General features: G+C 51.5%; 23 protein-coding genes and 1 pseudogene. 14 read left to right on the top strand and 10 right to left on the bottom strand.

Going from position 1 to position 24634, the window contains the following annotated elements:
• The first annotated feature begins 200 nt into the window (after window positions 1-200).
• Genes nudF through parE form a run of 5 tightly spaced genes read left to right on the top strand, consistent with a single transcriptional unit; the run spans window position 201 to window position 4607 of the window.
• Entirely contained in the window at window positions 201-830 is a 630-nt protein-coding gene (nudF, locus tag ACUU1M_RS04340; protein WP_000917114.1) for an ADP-ribose diphosphatase, read from the top strand.
• Window positions 831-1253, top strand: coding sequence for a DUF1249 family protein (locus ACUU1M_RS04335; RefSeq protein WP_000833393.1), 423 nt, complete (start codon window positions 831-833; stop codon window positions 1251-1253).
• Window positions 1254-1277: 24 nt separating this feature from the next.
• On the top strand, window positions 1278-2105 hold the full coding sequence (gene cpdA / locus ACUU1M_RS04330; RefSeq protein ID WP_000444728.1) for a 3',5'-cyclic-AMP phosphodiesterase: 828 nt from the start codon (window positions 1278-1280) through the stop codon (window positions 2103-2105).
• Entirely contained in the window at window positions 2105-2686 is a 582-nt protein-coding gene (gene yqiA, locus ACUU1M_RS04325; RefSeq protein WP_000105733.1) for an esterase YqiA, read from the top strand. The genes cpdA and yqiA overlap by 1 nt, the downstream gene beginning before the upstream one ends.
• A gap of 28 nt (window positions 2687-2714) precedes the next feature.
• Window positions 2715-4607, top strand: a complete 1893-nt coding sequence (gene parE / locus ACUU1M_RS04320; RefSeq protein WP_000195323.1) for a DNA topoisomerase IV subunit B — start codon at window positions 2715-2717, stop codon at window positions 4605-4607.
• 47 nt (window positions 4608-4654) lie between these two features.
• On the opposite strand, the gene ACUU1M_RS04315 is transcribed toward parE, so the two are convergent.
• Window positions 4655-4969 (bottom strand): putative quinol monooxygenase, encoded by a 315-nt coding sequence (locus tag ACUU1M_RS04315; protein ID WP_000958598.1) that lies wholly within the window; start codon window positions 4967-4969, stop codon window positions 4655-4657.
• A 30-nt stretch (window positions 4970-4999) separates the two neighbouring features.
• On the bottom strand, window positions 5000-5581 hold the full coding sequence (gene mdaB / locus ACUU1M_RS04310; protein ID WP_000065435.1) for an NADPH:quinone oxidoreductase MdaB: 582 nt from the start codon (window positions 5579-5581) through the stop codon (window positions 5000-5002).
• A gap of 318 nt (window positions 5582-5899) precedes the next feature.
• On the opposite strand from mdaB, the gene ACUU1M_RS04305 reads away from it, so the two are divergent.
• Window positions 5900-6232 (top strand): DUF2645 family protein, encoded by a 333-nt coding sequence (locus tag ACUU1M_RS04305; RefSeq protein ID WP_000917682.1) that lies wholly within the window; start codon window positions 5900-5902, stop codon window positions 6230-6232.
• A gap of 45 nt (window positions 6233-6277) precedes the next feature.
• On the opposite strand, the gene qseC is transcribed toward ACUU1M_RS04305, so the two are convergent.
• Window positions 6278-7630 carry a quorum sensing histidine kinase QseC gene (gene qseC, locus ACUU1M_RS04300; protein WP_000673413.1) on the bottom strand — a complete coding sequence of 451 codons (1353 nt, stop codon included), beginning with the start codon at window positions 7628-7630 and terminating at the stop codon, window positions 6278-6280.
• Window positions 7627-8286 carry a quorum sensing response regulator transcription factor QseB gene (gene qseB / locus ACUU1M_RS04295; protein WP_001221509.1) on the bottom strand — a complete coding sequence of 220 codons (660 nt, stop codon included), beginning with the start codon at window positions 8284-8286 and terminating at the stop codon, window positions 7627-7629. The genes qseC and qseB overlap by 4 nt, the downstream gene beginning before the upstream one ends.
• A gap of 151 nt (window positions 8287-8437) precedes the next feature.
• Between qseB and ygiW the strand changes: the two genes are divergently transcribed.
• The 6 genes and pseudogenes from ygiW (at window position 8438) to ACUU1M_RS04265 (ending at window position 16957) form a co-directional block, all read left to right on the top strand.
• Window positions 8438-8830 (top strand): OB fold stress tolerance protein YgiW, encoded by a 393-nt coding sequence (gene ygiW, locus ACUU1M_RS04290; RefSeq protein ID WP_000712657.1) that lies wholly within the window; start codon window positions 8438-8440, stop codon window positions 8828-8830.
• A gap of 52 nt (window positions 8831-8882) precedes the next feature.
• Complete coding sequence (locus ACUU1M_RS04285) at window positions 8883-9365, top strand: AraC family transcriptional regulator (RefSeq protein ID WP_000183494.1); 483 nt, start codon at window positions 8883-8885, stop codon at window positions 9363-9365.
• Window positions 9366-9910: 545 nt separating this feature from the next.
• Complete coding sequence (gene parC / locus ACUU1M_RS04280) at window positions 9911-12169, top strand: DNA topoisomerase IV subunit A (protein WP_001281841.1); 2259 nt, start codon at window positions 9911-9913, stop codon at window positions 12167-12169.
• 233 nt (window positions 12170-12402) lie between these two features.
• On the top strand, window positions 12403-13140 hold the full coding sequence (gene plsC / locus ACUU1M_RS04275; protein ID WP_000965712.1) for a 1-acylglycerol-3-phosphate O-acyltransferase: 738 nt from the start codon (window positions 12403-12405) through the stop codon (window positions 13138-13140).
• Between the two features lie 74 nt (window positions 13141-13214).
• Window positions 13215-14627, top strand: a complete 1413-nt coding sequence (ftsP, locus tag ACUU1M_RS04270) for a cell division protein FtsP (protein WP_000059395.1) — start codon at window positions 13215-13217, stop codon at window positions 14625-14627.
• 110 nt (window positions 14628-14737) lie between these two features.
• Window positions 14738-16957 (top strand): annotated as a pseudogene (locus ACUU1M_RS04265) (YgiQ family radical SAM protein).
• A gap of 42 nt (window positions 16958-16999) precedes the next feature.
• Here the strand turns inward: ACUU1M_RS04265 and yqhH are convergent.
• From yqhH to yqhD, 4 genes are all read right to left on the bottom strand, one after another.
• Window positions 17000-17257, bottom strand: coding sequence for a lipoprotein YqhH (gene yqhH / locus ACUU1M_RS04260; protein WP_000848528.1), 258 nt, complete (start codon window positions 17255-17257; stop codon window positions 17000-17002).
• Between the two features lie 50 nt (window positions 17258-17307).
• Window positions 17308-18234, bottom strand: a complete 927-nt coding sequence (locus tag ACUU1M_RS04255; RefSeq protein WP_000691641.1) for a YbjP/YqhG family protein — start codon at window positions 18232-18234, stop codon at window positions 17308-17310.
• Window positions 18235-18433: 199 nt separating this feature from the next.
• Window positions 18434-19261, bottom strand: coding sequence for a 2,5-didehydrogluconate reductase DkgA (dkgA, locus tag ACUU1M_RS04250; protein ID WP_000013151.1), 828 nt, complete (start codon window positions 19259-19261; stop codon window positions 18434-18436).
• Window positions 19262-19365: 104 nt separating this feature from the next.
• Window positions 19366-20529 (bottom strand): alcohol dehydrogenase, encoded by a 1164-nt coding sequence (gene yqhD, locus ACUU1M_RS04245; RefSeq protein ID WP_001058804.1) that lies wholly within the window; start codon window positions 20527-20529, stop codon window positions 19366-19368.
• Between the two features lie 193 nt (window positions 20530-20722).
• On the opposite strand from yqhD, the gene yqhC reads away from it, so the two are divergent.
• A complete protein-coding gene (gene yqhC, locus ACUU1M_RS04240; protein WP_001298382.1) occupies window positions 20723-21622 on the top strand; it encodes a DNA-binding transcriptional regulator YqhC in 900 nt (299 codons plus the stop codon).
• A 39-nt stretch (window positions 21623-21661) separates the two neighbouring features.
• Here yqhC and yghB read toward each other — a convergent pair whose 3' ends face one another.
• Both yghB and metC read right to left on the bottom strand, forming a co-directional pair.
• Window positions 21662-22321 carry a DedA family general envelope maintenance protein YghB gene (gene yghB, locus ACUU1M_RS04235; protein ID WP_000268419.1) on the bottom strand — a complete coding sequence of 220 codons (660 nt, stop codon included), beginning with the start codon at window positions 22319-22321 and terminating at the stop codon, window positions 21662-21664.
• A gap of 139 nt (window positions 22322-22460) precedes the next feature.
• Window positions 22461-23648, bottom strand: coding sequence for a cystathionine beta-lyase (gene metC, locus ACUU1M_RS04230; RefSeq protein WP_001302355.1), 1188 nt, complete (start codon window positions 23646-23648; stop codon window positions 22461-22463).
• A 251-nt stretch (window positions 23649-23899) separates the two neighbouring features.
• Here metC and exbB point away from each other — a divergent pair, with 251 nt between their 5' ends.
• A complete protein-coding gene (gene exbB / locus ACUU1M_RS04225) occupies window positions 23900-24634 on the top strand; it encodes a tol-pal system-associated acyl-CoA thioesterase (RefSeq protein WP_000527844.1) in 735 nt (244 codons plus the stop codon).

Genomic DNA, 24634 nt, shown 5'->3' with positions numbered 1-24634 from the left:
ATTCCTTGTGGTGAAGCAGTATTTAGCGCGATCAAACTGTAAAATTATTGCGGATTCTAGCAGAAGCCGCTACCGCAAAAGGTTGGCGTTACGTGCCATAGGGCGTTAATGTGCCTCAATTTAACATATGACTGCTCAAACGGCAGTCAAACGTCGCTGAAATTCACATTTAATTCACTATTAGTGCCAGGACATTAACAATGCTTAAGCCAGACAACCTGCCCGTGACATTTGGCAAAAACGATGTAGAAATTATTGCACGAGAAACACTTTATCGCGGCTTTTTTTCATTAGATCTTTATAGATTTCGTCATCGTCTATTCAACGGGCAAATGAGTCATGAGGTACGGCGGGAAATTTTTGAGCGCGGTCACGCCGCAGTCTTGCTACCCTTTGACCCAGTGCGTGATGAAGTTGTGCTGATTGAGCAGATTCGGATTGCCGCGTACGACACCAGCGAAACCCCCTGGCTACTGGAGATGGTTGCCGGGATGATTGAAGAGGGTGAAAGTGTGGAAGATGTTGCCCGTCGCGAAGCGATTGAAGAGGCGGGACTGATAGTCAAACGGACCAAACCGGTGTTAAGTTTCCTGGCAAGCCCGGGGGGCACCAGTGAGCGTTCGTCAATTATGGTGGGCGAAGTGGACGCCACGACCGCAATCGGTATTCATGGTCTGGCTGATGAAAACGAAGATATTCGCGTTCATGTGGTAAGCCGGGAACAGGCATACCAGTGGGTAGAAGAGGGGAAAATCGACAACGCAGCGTCGGTCATCGCTTTGCAATGGCTGCAGCTGCATCATCAAGCGTTAAAAAATGAGTGGGCATAAATGAAGCGTTACACACCTGACTTTCCTGAAATGATGCGCCTGTGCGAGATGAACTTTTCACAATTGCGCCGTTTGTTACCGCGCAATGACGCACCCGGCGAAACTGTAAGCTATCAGGTGGCAAACGCACAATATCGGCTGACGATTGTGGAATCGACCCGATACACTACCCTGGTGACAATAGAACAGACTGCGCCCGCGATCAGTTACTGGAGCCTTCCGTCAATGACGGTGCGTCTGTATCATGACGCGATGGTGGCTGAAGTGTGTTCAAGCCAGCAGATTTTTCGCTTCAAAGCGCGGTATGATTATCCTAATAAAAAGTTGCATCAACGCGACGAAAAGCATCAAATTAACCAGTTTTTAGCGGACTGGTTGCGATACTGTTTAGCACATGGAGCGATGGCGATTCCGGTTTACTAGCGTCGTGAAACCTAAGGACACCATTTGGAAAGCCTGTTAACCCTTCCTCTGGCTGGTGAGGCCAGAGGAAGGATTTTACAAATTACCGATACTCACCTGTTTGCACAAAAGCACGAAGCCCTGTTAGGGGTAAACACCTGGGAAAGCTACCAGGCGGTGCTGGAGGCGATTCGTCCACACCAGCACGAATTCGACCTGATTGTCGCGACAGGTGATTTAGCGCAGGATCAATCCTCTGCGGCCTATCAGCATTTCGCTGAAGGCATCGCAAGTTTTCGTGCGCCCTGCGTCTGGCTGCCGGGCAACCACGATTTCCAGCCCGCGATGTACAGCGCGTTACAGGATGCGGGTATCTCCCCGGCGAAGCGGGTGTTTATTGGTGAGCAATGGCAAATCCTGTTGCTGGATAGCCAGGTGTTTGGCGTGCCGCACGGTGAGCTGAGCGAGTTTCAGCTTGAGTGGCTGGAACGTAAACTGGCCGATGCGCCAGAACGCCATACGTTGCTGCTGCTGCATCATCATCCGCTACCTGCGGGTTGTAGTTGGCTCGATCAACACAGTCTGCGTAACGCGGGCGAACTGGATACCGTGCTGGCGAAGTTTCCGCACGTCAAATACTTGCTGTGCGGTCATATTCATCAGGAGCTGGATCTCGACTGGAACGGTCGCCGCCTGCTGGCAACGCCGTCGACCTGTGTGCAGTTTAAGCCGCACTGTTCCAACTTTACACTGGATACTATCGCGCCCGGCTGGCGTACTCTCGAGTTACATGCTGATGGCACGCTGACCACCGAGGTGCATCGCCTGGCGGACACACGTTTCCAACCTGATACCGCTTCAGAAGGCTACTGATGTCTACGCTTCTTTATTTACACGGTTTCAACAGCTCGCCGCGCTCTGCAAAAGCGAGCTTGTTAAAAAACTGGCTGGCGGAACATCACCCTGACGTTGAGATGATCATTCCGCAGTTGCCGCCGTATCCTTCCGACGCGGCAGAACTGCTGGAATCCATTGTCCTGGAACATGGCGGCGATTCGCTGGGTATTGTCGGTTCGTCACTGGGGGGATATTACGCCACCTGGTTGTCGCAATGTTTTATGCTGCCCGCAGTGGTGGTAAACCCGGCGGTACGCCCGTTTGAATTGCTGACGGACTATCTCGGTCAGAACGAGAACCCCTACACCGGGCAGCAATATGTGCTAGAGTCACGCCATATTTACGATCTCAAAGTCATGCAGATTGACCCGCTGGAAGCGCCGGATTTGATCTGGCTGCTGCAACAGACGGGAGATGAAGTGCTGGATTACCGCCAGGCGGTGGCGTACTACGCTTCCTGCCGCCAGACTGTCATAGAAGGCGGCAACCACGCATTCACGGGCTTCGAAGATTATTTCAACCCGATCGTCGATTTTCTTGGTCTGCACCATCTCTGACGATCAACTCGAATTGCTAACTTAAACCATGACGCAAACTTATAACGCTGATGCCATTGAGGTACTCACCGGGCTTGAGCCGGTTCGCCGCCGTCCGGGGATGTATACCGATACCACTCGCCCTAACCATTTGGGGCAAGAAGTTATTGATAACAGTGTCGATGAAGCACTGGCGGGTCACGCAAAACGCGTGGATGTAATCTTACATGTTGACCAGTCGTTAGAAGTGATTGACGATGGGCGCGGGATGCCGGTGGATATTCACCCGGAAGAAGGTGTACCGGCGGTTGAACTGATTCTTTGCCGTCTGCATGCAGGCGGTAAATTCTCTAACAAAAATTACCAGTTCTCTGGCGGCCTGCATGGCGTGGGGATTTCGGTAGTTAACGCCTTGTCGAAGCGCGTAGAAGTTAACGTGCGCCGCGATGGTCAGGTTTATAACATCGCCTTTGAAAATGGCGAAAAGGTGCAGGATTTACAGGTTGTCGGCACTTGCGGTAAACGCAATACCGGTACCAGCGTGCACTTCTGGCCGGATGAAACCTTCTTTGACAGCCCGCGTTTTTCTGTTTCACGCCTGACGCATGTGCTGAAGGCCAAAGCAGTACTGTGCCCCGGCGTTGAGATTACCTTTAAAGATGAGATCAACAACACCGAACAGCGCTGGTGCTATCAGGACGGTCTGAATGATTACCTGGCGGAAGCGGTAAACGGTTTACCGACGCTGCCAGAAAAACCGTTTATCGGTAATTTCGCTGGCGATACTGAAGCTGTGGACTGGGCGCTACTGTGGCTGCCGGAAGGCGGTGAACTGCTGACCGAAAGCTACGTCAACCTTATCCCAACGATGCAGGGCGGTACCCATGTTAATGGTCTGCGTCAGGGCCTGTTGGACGCGATGCGTGAGTTCTGTGAATACCGCAACATTCTGCCGCGCGGCGTGAAGCTGTCGGCGGAAGATATCTGGGATCGCTGCGCCTATGTTCTGTCGGTTAAAATGCAGGATCCGCAGTTTGCCGGGCAGACCAAAGAGCGTCTCTCTTCGCGTCAGTGTGCGGCATTCGTTTCGGGCGTGGTGAAAGATGCCTTCATCCTGTGGCTGAACCAGAACGTTCAGGCGGCGGAGTTGCTGGCAGAGATGGCGATTTCCAGCGCCCAGCGTCGTATGCGTGCGGCTAAAAAAGTGGTGCGTAAAAAGCTGACCAGCGGCCCGGCGCTGCCAGGCAAACTGGCTGATTGTACCGCACAGGACCTTAACCGTACCGAACTGTTCCTCGTGGAAGGTGACTCCGCAGGCGGATCTGCCAAGCAGGCGCGCGATCGTGAATATCAGGCGATCATGCCGCTGAAAGGTAAGATCCTTAACACCTGGGAAGTTTCTTCCGACGAAGTGCTGGCCTCGCAGGAAGTGCATGATATTTCGGTAGCGATCGGTATCGATCCTGACAGCGACGATCTGAGCCAGCTTCGTTATGGCAAAATCTGTATCCTCGCGGATGCGGACTCTGATGGTCTGCACATTGCCACGCTGCTCTGCGCTTTGTTCGTAAAACACTTCCGCGCGTTGGTGAAACACGGTCACGTTTACGTCGCACTGCCACCGCTCTACCGTATTGATCTCGGGAAAGAGGTTTATTACGCGCTGACGGAAGAAGAGAAAGAGGGCGTACTTGAGCAATTAAAACGCAAGAAAGGCAAGCCGAACGTCCAGCGTTTTAAAGGTCTGGGGGAAATGAACCCGATGCAATTGCGTGAAACCACGCTTGATCCGAACACTCGCCGTCTGGTGCAGTTGACTATCGATGATGAAGACGATCAGCGTACTGACGCGATGATGGATATGCTGCTGGCGAAGAAACGCTCGGAAGATCGCCGCAACTGGTTGCAAGAGAAAGGCGACATGGCGGAGATTGAGGTTTAAAGGAAAGAACATTGCCCGGTCAGGATGGCCGGGCAAACAAGGCAGGATTAAATCCCTGGCTGCAGAATACGGATATTCATCTCCAGCACGTCGCCTTTTACGGCTTCGCTGTACGCCTTCATGTGCGGGGTTTGCAGATGCGCTTCAAGGTGCGCGATGCTTTCCCACTGCTCAATCATCACGATAGAATCCGGTGCCATAGACTGGAAACTCACGCCAGCAGCGCAATCCACCATTGGCGCATAGCCGTGGCAACCTTCTTCTTTCAGTACGGTTGGAACGATTTTAGCAAACTGATCCAATACCGCCTGACGGTGATGTTGACCAGGACGAGTACGGATTTCTGCGATTACGGTAAGCATGGTTAACTCCTTCTAAAGCCTGAGCTCTAGTTAACCAAAAATTTCCACAAGATGCTTGCGATATTCTTCAGTATAGCGGGGAACATCAGGCATTTTTATCACGTCATTAGCGATAAATGTCGGCAGCGGTTCCATACCGAGGAATTGGTTTGCTTTATGGAACGGCAGATACACACCGTCAACGCCAACGCCGTGGAAGAACTGATCTTTTTCGGTGAAGGCTTCCATTGGTGCGTTCCAGGTTAGAGAAAGCATATATTTTTTGCCCTGTACCAGGCCGCCGGAACCGTATTTTTTCGACGGATCTTTGCGGGTACGACCATCGCTGGCATACAGAGTCCCGTGACCTTCGGTGAATACATCATCAATATATTTTTTCACTGTCCACGGCGCGCCCATCCACCAGCCTGGCATCTGCCAGATCACCACATCAGCCCAGAGAAAGTTTTGTACTTCCGCTTTGACATTGTAGTCGCTGTCGGCGCGAACGATGCGGACATCATGCCCGAGGTCGCGCAGTGTGCCATCCGCGACTTCGGTCAGGGTGTCGTTCAGTTGACCATTGGAGTGGGCGAATTTTTTCGCGCCGTTGATAATCAGGATGTTGCTCATTTTTTAACCTCAAGGTGAGACGTTTGTCGACTATAGTACGTCACAGAGCGGTACGGTGAAATTAGCAAAATGTGCAAAGTCTTTTGCGAATTTAGCAAAAGTCTGATCTAGCTCTGACTCACCGATGCAGGATAAATATTTTCTGAAAATGACAATACTGATAGCCATTCCTCATAATTCTTACTCGCACCGGAATAATTTACACGTTTGGTTCGGTTTTTTTGGGGATTGAAAATATGGCTTTGAATAAGTAAAAGATGAAAATATCAACGTGTCATGTTGATAATTATAAATGGATTTTTATGAGCGTACTGATATATGTTAAAGCAGAAAATTAAAACAATATTTGAAGCATTGCTATATATAATGCTTACTTATTGGTTAATAGATTCTTTTTTTGCTTTCAATAAGTATGACTGGATGCTTGAGTCGGGAGGCAATATTTGCAGTATACCTTCCGTTTCAGGCGAAGATCGTATATTGCAAGCAATGATTGCAGCATTTTTTCTTCTTACTCCACTTATTATTCTTATCTTAAGAAAACTCTTTATGCGGGAAATGTTCGAGTTTTGGCTATATGTATTCTCGCTCGTTATTTGTCTGGTTTGTGGTTGGTGGCTTTTTTGGGGACGGTTTATATTTTGCTATTAGTAAAATCTATGAGAGTCGTTTTAACGGCTCTCATAGACAGAGAAGTTACCAGCTTACCTTCGCCTCAAATCCACCTTGTTCCGCATTCCCAAACTCAACATTCATGTCATGCAGCTTGGCGATTCGCTGGACAATCGATAGCCCAAGTCCACTGCCGGTAGCGGTTTGTCCGGGTGGGCGATAGAAGCGTTCGCCAATTCGCGCCAGTGCCTCTGGTGTCACACCGGGGCCGTTATCCCTCACGATGAAATTATCAGCATTCAGCGTGACGTCTATCACGCTGCCCTGTGGACTGTAGCGCACGGCGTTATCCAGCAAATTTCGCACCAACAAACTTAGCAATAGCGGTTGTCCGGTGCGTTTGATGCCGTGGGCATTGAGTGTCAGTCGCACGTCAATTTTCGCCTGCTGCGCCGTGTGGTAAATATCCATCACCGACGATTGTAGGAGATCTTCAAGCGGGATCTCCGCGACGTCCTGAAGGTTATCCAGTGAGTCCAGCCGCGATAGCGTGAGCAGTTGATCAACCAGACGAGTAGCGCGATCGATCCCGGAATGTAATTGGAGCAGTGCTTTTTTCCGCGCCTGCGGATCATCGTCAGAGAGCTGCGCAACTTCGGTTTGCACTTTCAGCGCTGTTAACGGGCTACGTAGTTCGTGAGCTGCATCGGAGGTAAAGCGTCGTTCTCGAACCATCATCGCATGTGTGCGGGCGAACAGTTGATTTAGCGACTCAACCAGTGGCCGCACTTCGCTGGGTACGCCAGTCGCGTTTAGTGGTTTTTCCGAGTCAGGGTCACGCATACGTAGTGCCAGCGCCAGTTTGTTCAGCGGCGCGAGTTCACGACCCAGTAGTACCATCATGATGATTAACATAATCGGCAGTGCGACCAGCCACGGGATCAATTGCCCGGCAACAATCGCCAGCGCCATGTCTTCACGGTATTCCCATTCCTGGCCAACAACGATGCGATATTTGCCATCAGGTGAGGTCATCCAGACAAAACGCCAAGGATCGTCTTCACCGACCAGTTGCCCGTCAGCAAAACCTTCCCGTTGATAGCTATAGGGAATATCTTCTCCGTTATCGCCATCATTAAGGACCATTCTGCCGTCGTGGGTAAAGATGGCAAAGGTCAGCGCATCGTCATCAACAACATGACCGTGTTTTAATTTATTTGGCGTCTGTGCCATGCGATCCGCCGCGTTGATTTCGTTGAGATCGAGCGTACTTAACCGTTTGGCAAACAGCATCAGTTGGGTGTCGAACAATTCATCGACGTTATCCGTTGTTTGTTTCCAGGCGACAAAGCTGGAAAGCTGCCAGGTCACCGAGGCCAGAATTAAAAAGATTAGCGTCAGCCTGACGCGCAGACTAAGACGTTGGGTAAATTTCATTTCTCACCTAATGTGTAGCCAATACCATGCACGGTACGAATAAAATCACTACCGAGTTTGCGTCGCAGATGATGCACATGCACTTCAACGGCATTACTGGTGACCTCTTCGTCCCAGGTATACAGTTTCTCTTCAATCAGTTTGCGCGGCAGTACCCGACCAGCGTTACGCATCAGTAATTCCAGCAGGGCAAATTCTTTTGGTTTCAGTGTTAAGGGTTCGCCAGCCAGCGTGGCGATACGTTTGCCGGGGTCGAGCATGACGTTACCGTGGCGCAGCTCGTTGCTGGCCTGGCCGTTGGTTCGGCGCATCAGAGCCTCCAGCCTAGCGGCGACTTCTATCAACGCAAAAGGTTTACACAGATAATCGTCAGCTCCCAGACGCAGCCCTTCTACACGTTCCGCTAACGCATCACGCGCGGTCAGGTTCAGTACCGGCTCACGCTGACCTTTCTCTCGCCATTCGCGCAAAATATCGCGACCATCCATGCCTGGTAAGGTTAAATCCAGGATCACCGCATCATAAGGTGCGCTATAAAGCGCCTCTTTTCCCTGACGACCTTGTGTAAACCAGTCGACACTAAAACCCATTTTACTAAGGCCAGTTTTGATGCCGTCGCCAATCAGCATGTCATCTTCTATCAGTAAAATTCGCATTTTTTCATCCCTGCGATAACCGTATTTGCTGCCAGTAAACCGTGTTGTAACGCGCTCTGTACAGCATTAAATTTTATTTTTTTCCCTTAAGAAGTTGTTAAGGACTATCTTGTTAAATGCTCGGAAACAGACATTAAAGGGAGTAATAAACATGAAAAAATTCGCAGCAGTAATCGCAGTAATGGCCCTGTGCAGTGCACCGGTGATGGCAGCAGAGCAGGGCGGTTTTTCTGGCCCATCGGCAACGCAAAGTCAGGCCGGAGGATTCCAGGGGCCGAACGACAGCGTAACGACTGTAGAAAGCGCAAAATCCCTGCGTGACGACACCTGGGTAACCCTGCGCGGCAATATCGTTGAACGCATCTCTGACGATCTCTACGTGTTTAAAGATGCCAGCGGTACTATCAATGTTGATATCGATCACAAACGCTGGAACGGTGTGACGGTGACGCCGAAAGATACGGTTGAGATTCAGGGTGAAGTCGATAAAGACTGGAATTCTGTTGAAATTGACGTCAAACAGATCCGCAAAGTAAATCCGTAATTGTTACCGCTCCCGGGACGCGTTCCCGGGAATAATTTCGCAGGGAGGCAAAATGACAAACCTGACACTGGATGTAAACATTATCGATTTCCCATCAATCCCTGTGGCGATGTTGCCGCACCGCTGTAGCCCTGAGTTGCTCAACTACAGTGTGGCGAAATTTATCATGTGGCGTAAAGAGACGGGGCTTTCTCCTGTTAACCAAAGCCAGACTTTTGGCGTCGCCTGGGACGACCCTGCCACCACCGCACCGGAAGCGTTTCGCTTTGATATCTGCGGCAGCGTTAGCGAACCGATTCCCGATAATCGTTATGGTGTGAGCAATGGTGAACTTACCGGTGGACGTTATGCCGTGGCCCGCCACGTTGGCGAGCTGGACGATATTTCACACACGATATGGGGCATTATTCGCCACTGGCTGCCTGCAAGCGGCGAGAAAATGCGTAAAGCACCGATTCTGTTTCACTACACCAATCTTGCCGAAGGGGTGACAGAGCAGCGACTGGAAACGGATGTTTATGTGCCGTTGGCGTGATGGGGAATCTTTACCGGAGTGTGAGCCAAATCACTCGCGATAAGTTTGAGCGAACAATGTCACAGGCGTATTGTTGTTGGGCTTATAATTTCTCCGGTAAGGAATACCATGTATACGCGAAATTTATTATCCGGTGCGCCGTAAGCCGTCTCGGGGGTATCCATGAGCAAGCCGCACTTATGGCAGGAGGCGCGGGGCACTGGTGGAGACACAGCTAAACTGGGCTGAACCGTATACTTACAGTCGACTACTTTGATGCTTTAGGCTTCCCTGGACTCGCATAACCTCAACTTCTCGAATCGCCCGGAGCGGACCCCCATGCCGAGTGGTGTGGCATGGGCGCAACCTTGTGCTGCCCTCTATGCCGATCAAGTCTACAGCAAAGAGTTGTATATCAAGGCACATTGATGCCTTTATCGCCGTCGGAGCACGTCCGGCGGCGCTATTCACGCTGATCTCCTGTGACTCGACGCGGCAGATAATGTAGTATCTCCGGCAATATTGCCCCTTTGAAGGCTGGCGAATAAGTTGAGGAATCAGAATTAATGAGCGATATGGCAGAGCGCCTTGCGCTACATGAATTTACGGAAAACGCCTACTTAAACTACTCCATGTACGTGATCATGGACCGTGCGTTGCCGTTTATTGGTGATGGTCTGAAACCTGTTCAGCGCCGCATTGTGTATGCGATGTCTGAACTGGGCCTGAATGCCAGCGCCAAATTTAAAAAATCGGCCCGTACCGTCGGTGACGTACTGGGTAAATACCATCCGCACGGCGATATCGCCTGTTATGAAGCGATGGTCCTGATGGCGCAGCCGTTCTCTTACCGTTATCCGCTGGTTGATGGTCAGGGGAACTGGGGCGCGCCGGACGATCCGAAATCGTTCGCGGCAATGCGTTACACCGAATCCCGGTTGTCGAAATATTCCGAGCTGCTATTGAGCGAGCTGGGGCAGGGGACGGCTGACTGGGTGCCAAACTTCGACGGCACTTTGCAGGAGCCGAAAATGCTACCTGCCCGTCTGCCAAACATTTTGCTTAACGGCACCACCGGTATTGCCGTCGGCATGGCGACCGATATTCCACCGCATAACCTGCGTGAAGTAGCTCAGGCGGCAATCGCATTAATCGACCAGCCGAAAACCACGCTCGATCAGCTGCTGGATATCGTGCAGGGGCCGGATTATCCGACTGAAGCGGAAATTATCACTTCGCGCGCCGAGATTCGTAAAATCTACGAGAACGGACGTGGTTCAGTGCGTATGCGCGCGGTGTGGAAGAAAGAAGATGGCGCGGTGGTTATCAGCGCATTACCGCATCAGGTTTCAGGTGCGCGCGTACTGGAGCAAATTGCTGCGCAAATGCGCAACAAAAAGCTGCCGATGGTTGACGATCTGCGCGATGAATCTGACCACGAGAACCCGACCCGTCTGGTGATTGTGCCGCGTTCCAACCGCGTGGATATGGATCAGGTGATGAACCACCTCTTCGCTACCACCGATCTGGAAAAGAGCTATCGCATTAACCTCAATATGATCGGTCTGGATGGTCGTCCGGCGGTGAAAAACCTGTTGGAAATCCTCTCCGAATGGCTGGTGTTCCGTCGCGATACCGTGCGCCGCCGACTGAACTATCGTCTGGAGAAAGTCCTCAAGCGCCTGCATATCCTGGAAGGTTTGCTGGTGGCGTTTCTCAACATCGACGAAGTGATTGAGATCATTCGTAACGAAGATGAACCGAAACCGGCGCTGATGTCGCGGTTTGGCCTTACGGAAACCCAGGCGGAAGCGATCCTCGAACTGAAACTGCGTCATCTTGCCAAACTGGAAGAGATGAAGATTCGCGGTGAGCAGAGTGAGCTGGAAAAAGAGCGCGACCAGTTGCAGGGCATTTTGGCTTCCGAGCGTAAAATGAATAACCTGCTGAAGAAAGAACTGCAGGCAGACGCGCAAGCCTACGGTGACGATCGTCGTTCGCCGTTGCAGGAACGCGAAGAAGCGAAAGCGATGAGCGAGCACGACATGCTGCCGTCTGAACCTGTCACCATTGTGCTGTCGCAGATGGGCTGGGTACGCAGCGCTAAAGGCCATGATATCGACGCGCCGGGCCTGAATTATAAAGCGGGTGATAGCTTCAAAGCGGCGGTGAAAGGTAAGAGTAACCAACCGGTAGTGTTTGTTGATTCCACCGGTCGTAGCTATGCCATCGACCCGATTACGCTGCCGTCGGCGCGTGGTCAGGGCGAACCACTCACCGGCAAATTAACGTTGCCGCCTGGGGCGACCGTTGACCATATGCTGATGGAAAGCGACGATCAGAAACTGCTGATGGCTTCCGATGCGGGTTACGGTTTCGTCTGCACCTTTAACGATCTGGTGGCGCGTAACCGTGCGGGTAAGGCTTTGATCACCTTACCGGAAAATGCCCATGTTATGCCGCCGGTGGTGATTGAAGATGCTTCCGATATGCTGCTGGCAATCACTCAGGCAGGCCGTATGTTGATGTTCCCGGTAAGCGATCTGCCGCAGCTGTCGAAGGGCAAAGGCAATAAGATTATCAACATTCCATCGGCAGAAGCCGCGCGTGGCGAGGATGGTCTGGCGCAACTGTACGTTCTGCCGCCGCAAAGCACGCTGACCATTCATGTTGGGAAACGCAAAATTAAACTGCGTCCGGAAGAGCTACAGAAAGTCACTGGCGAACGTGGACGCCGCGGTACGTTGATGCGCGGTTTGCAGCGTATCGATCGTGTTGAGATCGACTCTCCTCGCCGTGCCAGCAGCGGTGATAGCGAAGAGTAATATGCCGGGGAGGGCGCTGTTTCCTCCCGCTAGCAAGGAACGCCGGATGAAACGTTAAGTCGTCATCCGGCAGCGTATTCAACCCCCGGAAACGATAAAAATTCCCTTGAAACCGTTGTTTATTCATGCGTTGCGATTAACAATACGCTTTTCCAGAGAGCGGCTTTTAACAATGCCCTAACCTGATTTCAGGTGACGTACAATGCCAGTCTCTCAGACCTTCAGAGGGTGTTATGCTATATATCTTTCGTCTTATTATTACCGTGATTTACAGCATCTTAGTCTGTGTATTCGGCTCCATTTACTGCCTTTTCAGCCCGCGTAACCCGAAACATGTGGCCACCTTTGGGCATATGTTTGGCCGTCTTGCGCCACTGTTCGGCCTGAAAGTTGAGTGCCGCAAACCTGCAGATGCTGAAAGCTACGGCAATGCTATCTATATCGCTAACCACCAGAACAACTATGACATGGTGACAGCATCGAACATTGTGCAACCGCCGACGGTGACGGTAGGTAAAAAGAGCTTGCTGTGGATCCCCTTCTTCGGGCAGTTGTACTGGTTAACCGGCAACTTATTGATCGACAGAAACAATCGCACTAAAGCTCACGGCACCATTGCGGAAGTCGTGAATCATTTCAAAAAACGCCGTATTTCCATCTGGATGTTCCCGGAAGGAACCCGCAGCCGTGGTCGCGGCCTGCTACCGTTCAAGACTGGAGCATTTCACGCGGCAATTGCGGCGGGCGTCCCGATTATTCCCGTGTGCGTCTCTACAACTTCGAATAAGATTAATCTTAATCGACTGCACAACGGTCTGGTGATTGTCGAAATGCTGCCGCCAATTGACGTCAGTCAGTATGGCAAAGATCAGGTTCGTGAGCTGGCTGCCCATTGTCGTTCGATAATGGAACAAAAAATCGCCGAGCTCGATAAAGAAGTCGCAGAACGCGAAGCCGCCGGAAAAGTTTAAGTCGGCAATCTGTATTTTTGCGGGGAACACTTTCCTGCACGGTATTACTTTAGCCAGTTTTACATGGAGCAAATATGTCACTCAGTCGGCGTCAGTTCATTCAGGCATCGGGGATTGCACTTTGTGCAGGCGCTGTTCCCCTGAAGGCCAGCGCAGCCGGGCAACAGCAACCGCTACCCGTTCCGCCGCTACTTGAATCTCGCCGTGGGCAACCGCTGTTTATGACTGTACAACGTGCGCACTGGTCATTTACGCCAGGGACACGCGCGTCGGTCTGGGGAATCAATGGTCGTTACCTGGGGCCGACTATCCGCGTCTGGAAGGGCGACGATGTTAAGCTTATTTACAGCAACCGCCTGACAGAAAATGTCTCAATGACGGTGGCCGGGCTACAGGTACCAGGCCCGCTGATGGGCGGTCCGGCACGGATGATGTCGCCAAACGCTGACTGGGCACCCGTACTGCCTATTCGCCAGAACGCAGCTACTCTGTGGTATCACGCCAATACTCCCAACCGCACGGCTCAGCAGGTCTATAACGGCCTTGCCGGAATGTGGCTGGTGGAAGATGAAGTCAGCAAGTCGCTGCCTATCCCCAACCATTATGGTGTGGATGATTTTCCGGTCATTATCCAGGATAAACGGCTGGATAACTTTGGTACGCCAGAATACAACGAACCGGGAAGCGGCGGCTTTGTTGGTGATACGCTGCTGGTTAACGGTGTACAAAGCCCGTACGTTGAAGTCTCGCGTGGCTGGGTGCGCTTGCGACTGCTGAACGCGTCGAACTCTCGTCGCTATCAACTACAGATGAGCGATGGTCGCCCGTTACATGTGATTTCTGGCGATCAGGGATTCCTGCCTGCTCCTGTATCGGTGAAGCAACTTTCGCTGGCACCGGGCGAGCGCCGCGAGATTCTGGTGGATATGAGCAACGGCGATGAAGTGTCGATCACCTGTGGCGAAGCGGCGAGCATTGTTGATCGTATTCGCGGCTTCTTTGAGCCATCCAGTATTCTGGTTTCTACCTTGGTGCTAACGCTGCGCCCAACCGGCCTTCTGCCGCTGGTCACAGACAGTCTTCCGATGCGCTTGCTGCCAACTGAAATCATGGCTGGTTCGCCAATTCGCAGTCGCGATATCAGTCTGGGGGATGACCCGGGTATTAATGGACAGCTGTGGGACGTCAACCGTATTGATGTCACCGCGCAGCAAGGAACGTGGGAACGCTGGACGGTACGCGCGGACGAGCCGCAAGCGTTCCATATTGAAGGCGTAATGTTCCAGATCCGTAACGTGAATGGCGCGATGCCGTTCCCGGAAGACAGAGGCTGGAAAGATACCGTTTGGGTTGACGGACAAGTGGAGCTGCTTGTTTATTTCGGTCAGCCTTCCTGGGCGCACTTCCCGTTCTACTTCAACAGTCAGACGCTGGAAATGGCGGACCGTGGCTCGATTGGGCAACTGTTGGTCAATCCGGTACCGTAATCTTCATACTCGCCCGAGGAGGGCGAGTATGGAATACCTTTCGATTTCTCTTTCGTTCCGGCTTATAATCCCCGGCCTTTGATTATTTTTTTATCATTTCTGGAAGCAAAATGAGCTCTATCTCCCTGATCCAACCGGATCGCGACCTGTTCTCCTGGCCGCAGTACTGGGCCGCCTGTTTTGGACCGGCACCGTTTTTGCCGATGTCTCGTGAAGAGATGGATCAACTTGGCTGGGATAGCTGCGACATCATTTTGGTTACTGGCGACGCGTATGTCGATCACCCAAGCTTCGGGATGGCGATTTGCGGTCGTATGCTGGAAGCGCAGGGCTTTCGCGTCGGGATCATCGCCCAGCCGGACTGGAGCAGCAAAGACGACTTTATGCGTCTGGGTAAACCGAATCTGTTTTTTGGTGTTACTGCTGGCAACATGGATTCGATGATCAACCGCTATACCGCCGATCGCCGTTTACGTCATGATGATGCCTACACGCCAGATAATGTCGCGGGTAAGCGACCGGATCGCGCCACGCTGGTTTATACCCAGCGTTGTAAAGAGGCGTGGAAAGATGTGCCGGTGATCCTCGGCGGTATTGAGGCTAGCCTGCGCCGTACCGCGCATTATGATTACTGGTCCGATACCGTGCGCCGTTCCGTTCTGGTAGATTCGAAAGCCGACATGCTGATGTTTGGTAACGGTGAACGTCCGCTGGTGGAAGTAGCGCATCGTCTGGCGATGGGCGAGCCGATTAGTGAAATCCGCGATGTGCGTAATACCGCAATTATCGTAAAAGAGGCGCTGCCTGGCTGGAGCGGTGTGGATTCCACCCGTCTTGATACCCCAGGGAAAATCGACCCAATCCCGCATCCGTATGGCGAAGATTTGCCGTGTGCGGATAACAAACCTGTTGCGCCGAAAAAGCAGGAAGCGAAAGCTGTAATCGTGCAGCCACCGCGCCAGAAACCGTGGGAAAAAACCTACGTATTACTGCCTTCTTTCGAGAAAGTGAAGGGCGATAAAGTGCTGTACGCCCATGCTTCGCGCATTCTGCACCACGAAACCAACCCAGGCTGCGCCCGCGCATTGATGCAAAAACACGGTGACCGCTATGTGTGGATCAACCCGCCTGCTATCCCGCTTTCTACCGAAGAGATGGACAGCGTTTTTGCGCTGCCGTACAAGCGCGTGCCACATCCGGCCTATGGCAATGCCCGTATTCCGGCTTACGAAATGATCCGTTTTTCGGTCAACATTATGCGCGGCTGCTTTGGCGGCTGTTCTTTCTGTTCTATTACCGAGCACGAAGGGCGCATTATTCAGAGCCGTTCGGAAGATTCGATCATTAATGAGATCGAAGCGATCCGCGACACCGTTCCAGGTTTTACGGGCGTGATTTCCGATCTCGGTGGGCCAACTGCCAACATGTATATGTTGCGCTGCAAATCGCCACGCGCTGAACAAACTTGTCGCCGTTTGTCGTGCGTTTATCCGGATATTTGTCCGCACATGGACACTAACCACAAACCGACGATCAACCTCTATCGCCGTGCGCGTGATCTGAAAGGCATTAAAAAAATCCTCATCGCCTCAGGCGTACGTTATGACATCGCCGTGGAAGATCCGCGCTATATCAAAGAGTTGGCGACCCATCACGTCGGCGGTTATCTGAAGATTGCTCCGGAACATACCGAAGAAGGGCCGTTGTCGAAGATGATGAAGCCGGGCATGGGCAGCTATGACCGCTTTAAAGAGCTGTTCGATACCTACTCGAAACAGGCAGGTAAAGAGCAGTATCTGATCCCGTATTTCATCTCTGCGCACCCCGGTACGCGTGATGAAGATATGGTGAATTTGGCGCTGTGGCTGAAAAAGCATCGTTTCCGTCTCGACCAGGTACAGAACTTCTACCCATCGCCGCTGGCGAACTCAACCACCATGTATTACACCGGGAAAAACCCGCTGGCGAAGATTGGTTATAAGAGCGAAGACGTCTTCGTACCGAAGGGCGACAAACAGCGTCGTTTGCATAAAGCGTTGTTGCGTTACCACGATCCGGCAAACTGGCCGTTAATCCGCTAGGCGCTGGAAGCGATGGGCAAAAAGCATCTGATTGGCAGCCGTCGCGATTGCTTAGTGCCTGCGCCAACCATTGAAGAGATGCGTGAAGCTCGTCGCCAGAACCGCAATACCCGTCCGGCGTTGACTAAACATACGCCGATGGCGACTCAGCGTCAGACGCCTGCTACGGCAAAAAAAGCGTCGTCTACGCAATCTCGTCCGGTGAATGCTGGTGCGAAGAAACGCCCTAAAGCGGCGGTTGGACGTTAAAAAAAATCCCCGGCAACTGACATGCTGCCGGGGATTTTTTTATCATTCTGCGTACATACGCAAGCAGCGCAGGCAATCAAAATAGTCCTGTGCATCAAGACGCGTATTGGCTCTGTTAGCTTCGGATTTGGCAGCATAGATTTGTGGGCGTAGTGCTTTCATATCCTGCTCAAGCCGGGCGATTTTGGCATTTAATGTTTGTACATTGCTCGCCAGTTGATTGACCTTTTGCTCATTGACGCAGCCACTGAGCAAGCAGGTTGCCAGAACAACAGCTCCCACGGTGAAAATCGTTTTCATATAGTGTTCCCTTTTATTTATTGTTCCGGCTAATTGTTATTTAATTCAGCTCATTGCTTTAATCTGGCGGCGGTTTTTGCCTCAATCTGCTTAAGTAGGCTGCTGCTGTTCGGGCGGATAAAATCAGCGATTTCCCACTTACCTTCGCGCCGCTGTAAAACCAGCTCTTGCTCTTCATTGTTGCCATTGGTCAGCGTAAAACGAACATGAATGCGGGCGGAATCGGCGGTTTTCTCCAGGACTCGAATTTCATCAACGCGTGAAAATAGCGACTCTTCGCCAAAACAGATCGGATTGTCGTAAATAAATTGCCGTTCTATTTGCATATCTTCATCGGGATTATTGGCCGTCTTGAAGGTGGTTTTATAGAAGGCATTAACCGCCTGGCGGTAAGAGTCGGAAACCACCCACGTCCACGGCCAGCTATAATCAGCAATATGTTCAAAGAGTTCAGCAACAAAGGATTCTGGCTGTTCTTTCTGCAACGAAGCTAAAGCGGCCAGCGTTTTTTCATTCTCGCTATTAACTGCTTGTAAGACGCTGCCATGATTGCTGACAATATCATCAATGACCCAACGACCATTTTCCGCCACCATTTTCAGTGTCTGTGTGGTCTTTTCTTTATCATCTTTAAAGATACGAAAGCGCACAACGGCATCGGCATGATCGACGTCAGTTTGGGTTATCGCTACGCTTTCTAACACCAGATCGCCAAAATCCTGACAATCACAAACCGGATCATAATCCAGCCAGCCAATATTGCCCGGTAGTGTAAGATTGTCGTTCAGGGTAAGCGCCTGTTGAATACGCGCTGAAGTTATCGCCCGCTCTCCGGTTTCACCGAAATAAGGCGTACTGGCATCTGATTTATAGTTCTGATAAATCTGCCGGACTGTTTGTTCTACGGTCTGTGAAGGAGGCTGCGCGTGTACGGTAAAACTTGCCAGGGCTGCTAAAAACAGAAGTATTATTTTCATCTGTTTTTCACCTCTCCGTTGCGTTTATCCCGGATATAGATGAGTTGTTCTTTTAAGAGCTTCCGGCTCTGCATGATGATGTCCTTATATTTGGCATTCCTGAACAAGGAAGAGTAACAACGGGCGGGACGCGAGGGGAATAAATGATTTCTGAAAAGTCCGGTAGCGGAACATTACCGCCACCGGGAGAATTTGCACGTTAGCCGCCGAACTGGTCAGGATCGGGACCGAGACGCTTGCCCTGATCGAGTTTTGCAATTTTGCCGAGTTCGTCTTTGTCGAGACGGAAATCCCAGACATCAAAGTTTTCGGCAATACGTGAAGGTGTGACCGATTTCGGGATCACCACCAGGCCGCTATCCAGATGCCAGCGGATAACAATCTGCGCCGGGGTTTTGCCGTATTTATCTGCCAGATCGCGAATGACTTTCTGATCGAAAACGCCTTTCCCTCCTTGCGCTAATGGGCTCCAGGATTCGGTCTGGATTTTGTGTGTCGCGTTCCAGGCGTGTAGCTGGCGTTGTTGCATCAGCGGATGAAGTTCGATCTGGTTTATCACAGGCGTCACGCCAGTTTCATCAATCAGGCGTTGCAGGTGATGGATCTGGAAGTTGCACACGCCGATGCTTTTGATTAATCCCTCTTTTTGCAATTCGATCATGCCTTTCCATGCTTCGACATAATGGTCGATAGCGGGAACGGGCCAGTGCATTAAGTAGAGGTCGATATAATCAAGCTGGAGTTTTTTCAGGCTGTCGAGCAGGGCTTCGCGGGGGCGCTTGTGGTCGTCGTTCCACAGCTTAGTGGTGATGAACAGTTCTTCTCTGTTGACTGAGGCATTTTTCAGGGCTTTGCCGACACCTTCTTCGTTCTTGTAGGCCGCGGCGGTATCAATCGAGCGATAACCCACTTCTAACGCTTTTTGAATGGCGGTGATTACTTCCTCATTACTTGCTTGCCAGACGCCCAGTCCCAGCTGGGGCATGACATTGCCATCCTGTAGCTTAATAACGGTTGGATTAGCCATACGTTCCTCCTTTATATGAACTCACCGGAGCAGGCTCCGGTGAGGTGTTGTGAACTTAAGTCTGGACGAAATGCCCGAAAACGAAAGTTTGAGGCGTAAAAAGCTTAGCGGGCGGCTTCGTATATACGGCGGCTGACATCCAACGTAATGTCATGATTTTCGCCCAGTTGGGTCATGCCGTGCTCTTCCAGTTTTTTCAGCAAAGCCGGGATGGAGCTACCGTCCAGACCGTAGTCGGAGAGGTGGGTCGGCACGCCTAATTGCTCAAAGAAATTGCGGGTTGCGGCAATCGCGGCGTCAATACGCTCATCGTCGAAACCTTCAGTGATGTTCCAGACGCGTTCAGCATATTGCAGCAGCTTAGCGCGCTTGGTCTCGCGTTTTTCATTCCACAGTGCAGGCAGGACGATAGCCAGTGTTTGCGCGTGATCCAGACCGTGCATCGCAGTCAGTTCGTGGCCCAGCATATGCGTTGCCCAGTCCTGCGGTACGCCAGCGCCAATCAAACCGTTCAGCGCCTGAGTCGCCGCCCACATGACGTTGGCGCGCACATCGTAGTTTTCTGGCTCTTTCAGGGCTTTCGGACCATCTTCGATTAGCGTCAGCAAAATGCCTTCTGCGAAACGGTCCTGAATTTTGGCATCAACCGGTTTGGTAACATACTGTTCCACGGTGTGTACAAAGGCGTCCACTACGCCGTTAGCCACCTGACGCGGCGGCAGGGTGTAGGTATAAACCGGATCGAGCACGGCAAATACCGGCTGAACATGTGCAGAATGGAACGCCTGCTTGTCGCCTGTGGTTTTACGGGAGATCACCGCGCCTGCGTTGGATTCTGAACCGGTTGCTGGCAGCGTCAGCACACAGCCCATCGGGATGGCGCTTTTAATCTCTTTACCGCCCGTTTGCAGAATGTGCCACGGATCGATATTTTCCGGATAGTTAGCCGCTGCGGCGATAAATTTGGTGCCGTCCAGTACAGAACCGCCGCCAACCGCCAGCAGGAAAGTCACTTTCTGTTCGCGAACCAGTTTCACGGCGTTCATCAGCGTTTCATAAGCCGGGTTTGGCTCAATACCGCCAAATTCCAGCACGTCCATGCCTTTCAGGGCATCCAGAACTTGATCGAGAACGCCGGTTTTTTTCACGCTGCCGCCACCGTAGGTAATCAATACGCGAGCATCGTGAGGAATTTGTTCGCGTAAACCAGCGATTGCGCCTTTACCAAACAGAATGCGGGTTGGGGTGTGCAGATTAAAGTTGTTCATTACTTGCTCCCTTTGCTGGGCCAATATGAGGGCAGAGAACGATCTGCCTGATGTTTTTCATTGTGATCGCCAGCGCCCTGGCTCTCAATGCTCATTTCTGCCAATGTCTTGCCTATTTCTCCAGAGTGCTGGAGAAATGCTACAAAATTGCGCACAATCAAATTGCCGCATTATTCCTAAGAAATTACGCGATATGAAACGTGAAGAGATTTGTCGCTTGCTGGCGGATAAAGTTAATAAACTGAAAAATAAAGAAAATAGTTTGTCAGAACTGTTGCCCGATGTGCGTTTGTTGTATGGCGAGACGCCTTTCGCACGTACACCGGTGATGTACGAGCCTGGCATCATAATTCTCTTTTCCGGGCATAAAATCGGTTATATCAATGAACGCGTGTTTCGTTATGATGCCAATGAATACCTGCTGCTGACGGTGCCGTTGCCGTTTGAGTGCGAAACCTATGCCACGTCAGAGGTGCCGCTGGCAGGGTTGCGTCTCAATGTCGATATTTTGCAGTTACAGGAACTGTTGATGGACATTGGCGAAGATGAGCATTTCCAGCCGTCGATGGCAGCCAGCGGGATTAACTCCGCCACGTTATCAGAAGAGATTTTATGCGCGGCGGAGCGGTTACTCGACGTGATGGAGCGACCACTGGATGCGCGTATTCTCGGCAAACAGATCATCCGCGAAATTCTGTACTACGTGCTGACCGGACCTTGCGGCGGCGCGTTACTGGCGCTGGTCAGTCGCCAGACTCACTTCAGTCTGATTAGCCGCGTGCTGAAACGAATTGAGAATAAATACACCGAAAACCTGAGCGTCGAGCAACTGGCGGCAGAAGCCAACATGAGCGTATCGGCGTTCCACCATAATTTTAAGTCTGTCACCAGCACCTCGCCGTTGCAGTATTTGAAGAATTACCGTCTGCATAAGGCGCGGATGATGATCATCCATGACGGCATGAAGGCCAGCGCAGCAGCGATGCGCGTCGGCTATGAAAGCGCATCGCAATTTAGCCGTGAGTTTAAACGTTACTTCGGTGTGACGCCGGGGGAAGATGCGGCAAGAATGCGGGCGATGCAGGGGAATTAAATACGTTCCCGGTACAGCTGCCGGGAACGGGGAAAATCGTCAGGCGTTACAGTATTTTTTTTTAATCACCACAAACAGCGTGCCTAACAAGCCAGCGGTTAACAAGGCAATTGGCAGGATCATCAGGAACGTCATTACCTGATCTTCATGGCGTTTAACGAACGGAATCATACTTAAGGCATAGCCAAAACTGGTTACCACGCTGACCCACAGCAATCCACTTAACCAGTTGAAAAACTGGAAACGGCGGTTTGGCAGACCGGAAATTCCCGCCATGGTTGGCAGCAGCGTACGGACAAATGCAAGAAAACGTCCAGCCAGCAGCGCCAGCAGACCATGGCGGTCAAACATGCAGGTGGCGCGCTGGTGATATTTAGCAGGAAGCTGTGCCAGCCAGCCTTTCACCGTTTTGGTATTCCCTAACCAGCGCCCCTGAATATAACTTAGCCAGCAGCCCAGACTTGCTGCGGCGGTCAGAATCGCAATCGTAGGCAGAAAATCCATAACCCCTTGGGCAATCAATGCGCCTGCCAGTATCAACAAGCTGTCGCCTGGCAAAAATGAGGCGGGCAGCAGGCCGTTTTCTAAAAACAGCGTGGCAAACATGACAAAGTAAACAACGCTAACAATATGAGGATCCGCCAGCGCGGCAAAGTCGTGTTGCCAGAGCGCAGCGATGATATCTTGAATAACAGCCATGGACTTTCCTGTGGAACAGCGTTTAAGCCTTTATCTGCCTATTGTACTCCTGAATCGTCCGGGACGCCTTGATCCCGGACGCAACAATTTAAGACTTTTCACAATAAAATGTCTGCAAAATTGTCCAAAAGTGGCAATGTTATACAATCCGTGCAAAACCGGCGTCCAGATCGGCAATCAGATCGTCGACATCTTCCAGACCAATATGCAGGCGAATCAAGGTCCCGCTAAAATCGATCTCGCCTTGTGGGCGAATGGCGGCGATATGTTCTGGTTGATTTGCCAGGATCAACGATTCATACCCGCCCCACGAGTAGGCCATGCTGAATAAACTGAAGTTATCCAGATAGTTCGCCAGCTCTTCATCATTGAGTTTTTTCTTAAGCACAAAGGAAAATAGCCCGCTGCTGCCTGTAAAGTCTCGTTTCCAGAATTCGTGTCCTTTACTGCCAGGCAGGGCAGGGTGGTTAACTCGCGCAACTTGCGGATGTTCTGCCAGCCATTCGGCCACTTTCAGACTGCTTTCATGATGTTGACGCAAACGCACACCTAATGTGCGCAGGCCACGGCTGGTTATATAGGCGGTATCGGCATCGACCATCTGGCCCATCAGATAGGCATTTTCCCGTAGCTGCTCCCAGCAACGGGCATTGCACACGGCAGTGCCAATCATCGCATCTGAATGCCCAACCAGATATTTGGTGGCGGCCTGAATAGAAACATCGATGCCAAAATCCAGCGCCTTAAACAGCACACCGGCTGCCCAGGTGTTGTCGATCATAATGATGGCATCCGGCACCACACTGCGCACGGCGGCAACAATCGCCGGAACGTCGTGGACTTCCATAGTGATGGAACCCGGCGATTCCAGAAACACGATTTTAGTGTTTGGCTGCAGATGCTTAACGATATCGGCACCAATCAGCGGATCAAACCACGATGTCGTTACGCCCAGTTTGCTGAGGATTTTGCTACAGAAATCCTGACTCGGTTCATAGGCGGTGTTGGTCATCAACACATGATCGCCCTGTTCGACAAAAGCAAGAATCGAATTAGCAACCGCTGCCGCCCCGCAGGGAAATAGCGCGCAGCCTGCGCCACCTTCCAGTTCACACATCGCTTGTTGTAAGGAAAAATGGGTTAACGTTCCGCGCCGTCCATAGAACAACTCGCCATTGGCGCGATTGCGCGTCGCGTGCTTTTTGGCTTCCATACTCTCAAATACCAGCGAAGAAGCGCGCTGAATCACGCTATTTACCGCGCCAAGAGTGTATTTTTTGCTGCGTCCTGCATTCACCAGTTGAGTATCAAGCTTTTTGTCCGCCATGTCGGGATTCCTGTTTTTATACGTCTGGATGTCTAAACTAGCATGAATATTCGCGGGCGCATCCTGAAGAATTGGCATAAAGCAGAAAATTTTCGCAAATGGCGTGCTGGTGACTTTTTTACTGCGTAAACGCAAGGAAAAGAAAGCAAAGGTACGGCAGTATGCAAATAGTAATGAGAACGACTATCAATTCGACGTCGTTTTGATATTATTATGCGCAGATTTTGTGACTTGCGTCCTGGAGATACACAGTGGGTAATAATTTAATGCAGACGGACCTTTCCGTCTGGGGTATGTATCAGCACGCCGATATTGTCGTTAAGTGCGTGATGATTGGGCTTATTTTGGCCTCCGTAGTCACCTGGGCAATCTTCTTCAGTAAGAGCGTAGAGTTCTTCAATCAGAAGCGTCGCCTTAAGCGCGAGCAGCAACTGCTGGCTGAAGCACGTTCCTTAAACCAAGCCAACGATATCGCCGCTGATTTTGGTAGCAAAAGCTTAAGCCTGCATTTGCTCAATGAAGCGCAGAATGAGCTGGAACTGTCAGAAGGCAGCGACGATAACGAAGGTATTAAAGAACGTACCAGCTTCCGTCTGGAGCGTCGGGTCGCCGCAGTGGGTCGTCAAATGGGCCGCGGTAACGGCTATCTGGCAACCATCGGCGCGATTTCTCCGTTCGTTGGTCTGTTTGGTACGGTCTGGGGCATCATGAACAGCTTTATTGGTATCGCGCAAACGCAGACCACTAACCTGGCAGTCGTTGCGCCGGGTATCGCAGAAGCTCTGTTAGCAACGGCAATCGGCCTCGTGGCAGCGATTCCTGCGGTCGTTATCTATAACGTATTTGCACGCCAGATTGGCGGCTTTAAAGCGATGCTGGGTGATGTTGCAGCGCAGGTATTGTTGCTGCAAAGCCGTGACCTGGATCTGGAAGCCAGCGCCGCTGCGCATCCGGTTCGTGTCGCACAAAAATTACGCGCAGGATAA

It is taken from the genome of Shigella sp. SIG6, assembly GCF_053555815.1.
Note: the sequence above shows the minus strand (reverse complement) of the source record. Positions and strands in the feature narration are given on the sequence as shown.

Excerpts from the sequence above, each read along its gene's own strand:
- nudF (WP_000917114.1), top strand. The coding sequence starts at position 201 with ATGCTTAAGCCAGACAACCTGCCCGTGACATTTGGCAAAAACGATGTA.
- ACUU1M_RS04335 (WP_000833393.1), top strand. The coding sequence starts at position 831 with ATGAAGCGTTACACACCTGACTTTCCTGAAATGATGCGCCTGTGCGAG.
- yqiA (WP_000105733.1), top strand. The coding sequence starts at position 2,105 with ATGTCTACGCTTCTTTATTTACACGGTTTCAACAGCTCGCCGCGCTCT.
- parE (WP_000195323.1), top strand. The coding sequence starts at position 2,715 with ATGACGCAAACTTATAACGCTGATGCCATTGAGGTACTCACCGGGCTT.
- ACUU1M_RS04315 (WP_000958598.1), bottom strand. The coding sequence starts at position 4,969 with ATGCTTACCGTAATCGCAGAAATCCGTACTCGTCCTGGTCAACATCAC.
- mdaB (WP_000065435.1), bottom strand. The coding sequence starts at position 5,581 with ATGAGCAACATCCTGATTATCAACGGCGCGAAAAAATTCGCCCACTCC.
- ACUU1M_RS04305 (WP_000917682.1), top strand. The coding sequence starts at position 5,900 with ATGTTAAAGCAGAAAATTAAAACAATATTTGAAGCATTGCTATATATA.
- qseC (WP_000673413.1), bottom strand. The coding sequence starts at position 7,630 with ATGAAATTTACCCAACGTCTTAGTCTGCGCGTCAGGCTGACGCTAATC.
- qseB (WP_001221509.1), bottom strand. The coding sequence starts at position 8,286 with ATGCGAATTTTACTGATAGAAGATGACATGCTGATTGGCGACGGCATC.
- ygiW (WP_000712657.1), top strand. The coding sequence starts at position 8,438 with ATGAAAAAATTCGCAGCAGTAATCGCAGTAATGGCCCTGTGCAGTGCA.
- ACUU1M_RS04285 (WP_000183494.1), top strand. The coding sequence starts at position 8,883 with ATGACAAACCTGACACTGGATGTAAACATTATCGATTTCCCATCAATC.
- parC (WP_001281841.1), top strand. The coding sequence starts at position 9,911 with ATGAGCGATATGGCAGAGCGCCTTGCGCTACATGAATTTACGGAAAAC.
- plsC (WP_000965712.1), top strand. The coding sequence starts at position 12,403 with ATGCTATATATCTTTCGTCTTATTATTACCGTGATTTACAGCATCTTA.
- ftsP (WP_000059395.1), top strand. The coding sequence starts at position 13,215 with ATGTCACTCAGTCGGCGTCAGTTCATTCAGGCATCGGGGATTGCACTT.
- yqhH (WP_000848528.1), bottom strand. The coding sequence starts at position 17,257 with ATGAAAACGATTTTCACCGTGGGAGCTGTTGTTCTGGCAACCTGCTTG.
- ACUU1M_RS04255 (WP_000691641.1), bottom strand. The coding sequence starts at position 18,234 with ATGAAAATAATACTTCTGTTTTTAGCAGCCCTGGCAAGTTTTACCGTA.
- dkgA (WP_000013151.1), bottom strand. The coding sequence starts at position 19,261 with ATGGCTAATCCAACCGTTATTAAGCTACAGGATGGCAATGTCATGCCC.
- yqhD (WP_001058804.1), bottom strand. The coding sequence starts at position 20,529 with ATGAACAACTTTAATCTGCACACCCCAACCCGCATTCTGTTTGGTAAA.
- yqhC (WP_001298382.1), top strand. The coding sequence starts at position 20,723 with ATGAAACGTGAAGAGATTTGTCGCTTGCTGGCGGATAAAGTTAATAAA.
- yghB (WP_000268419.1), bottom strand. The coding sequence starts at position 22,321 with ATGGCTGTTATTCAAGATATCATCGCTGCGCTCTGGCAACACGACTTT.
- metC (WP_001302355.1), bottom strand. The coding sequence starts at position 23,648 with ATGGCGGACAAAAAGCTTGATACTCAACTGGTGAATGCAGGACGCAGC.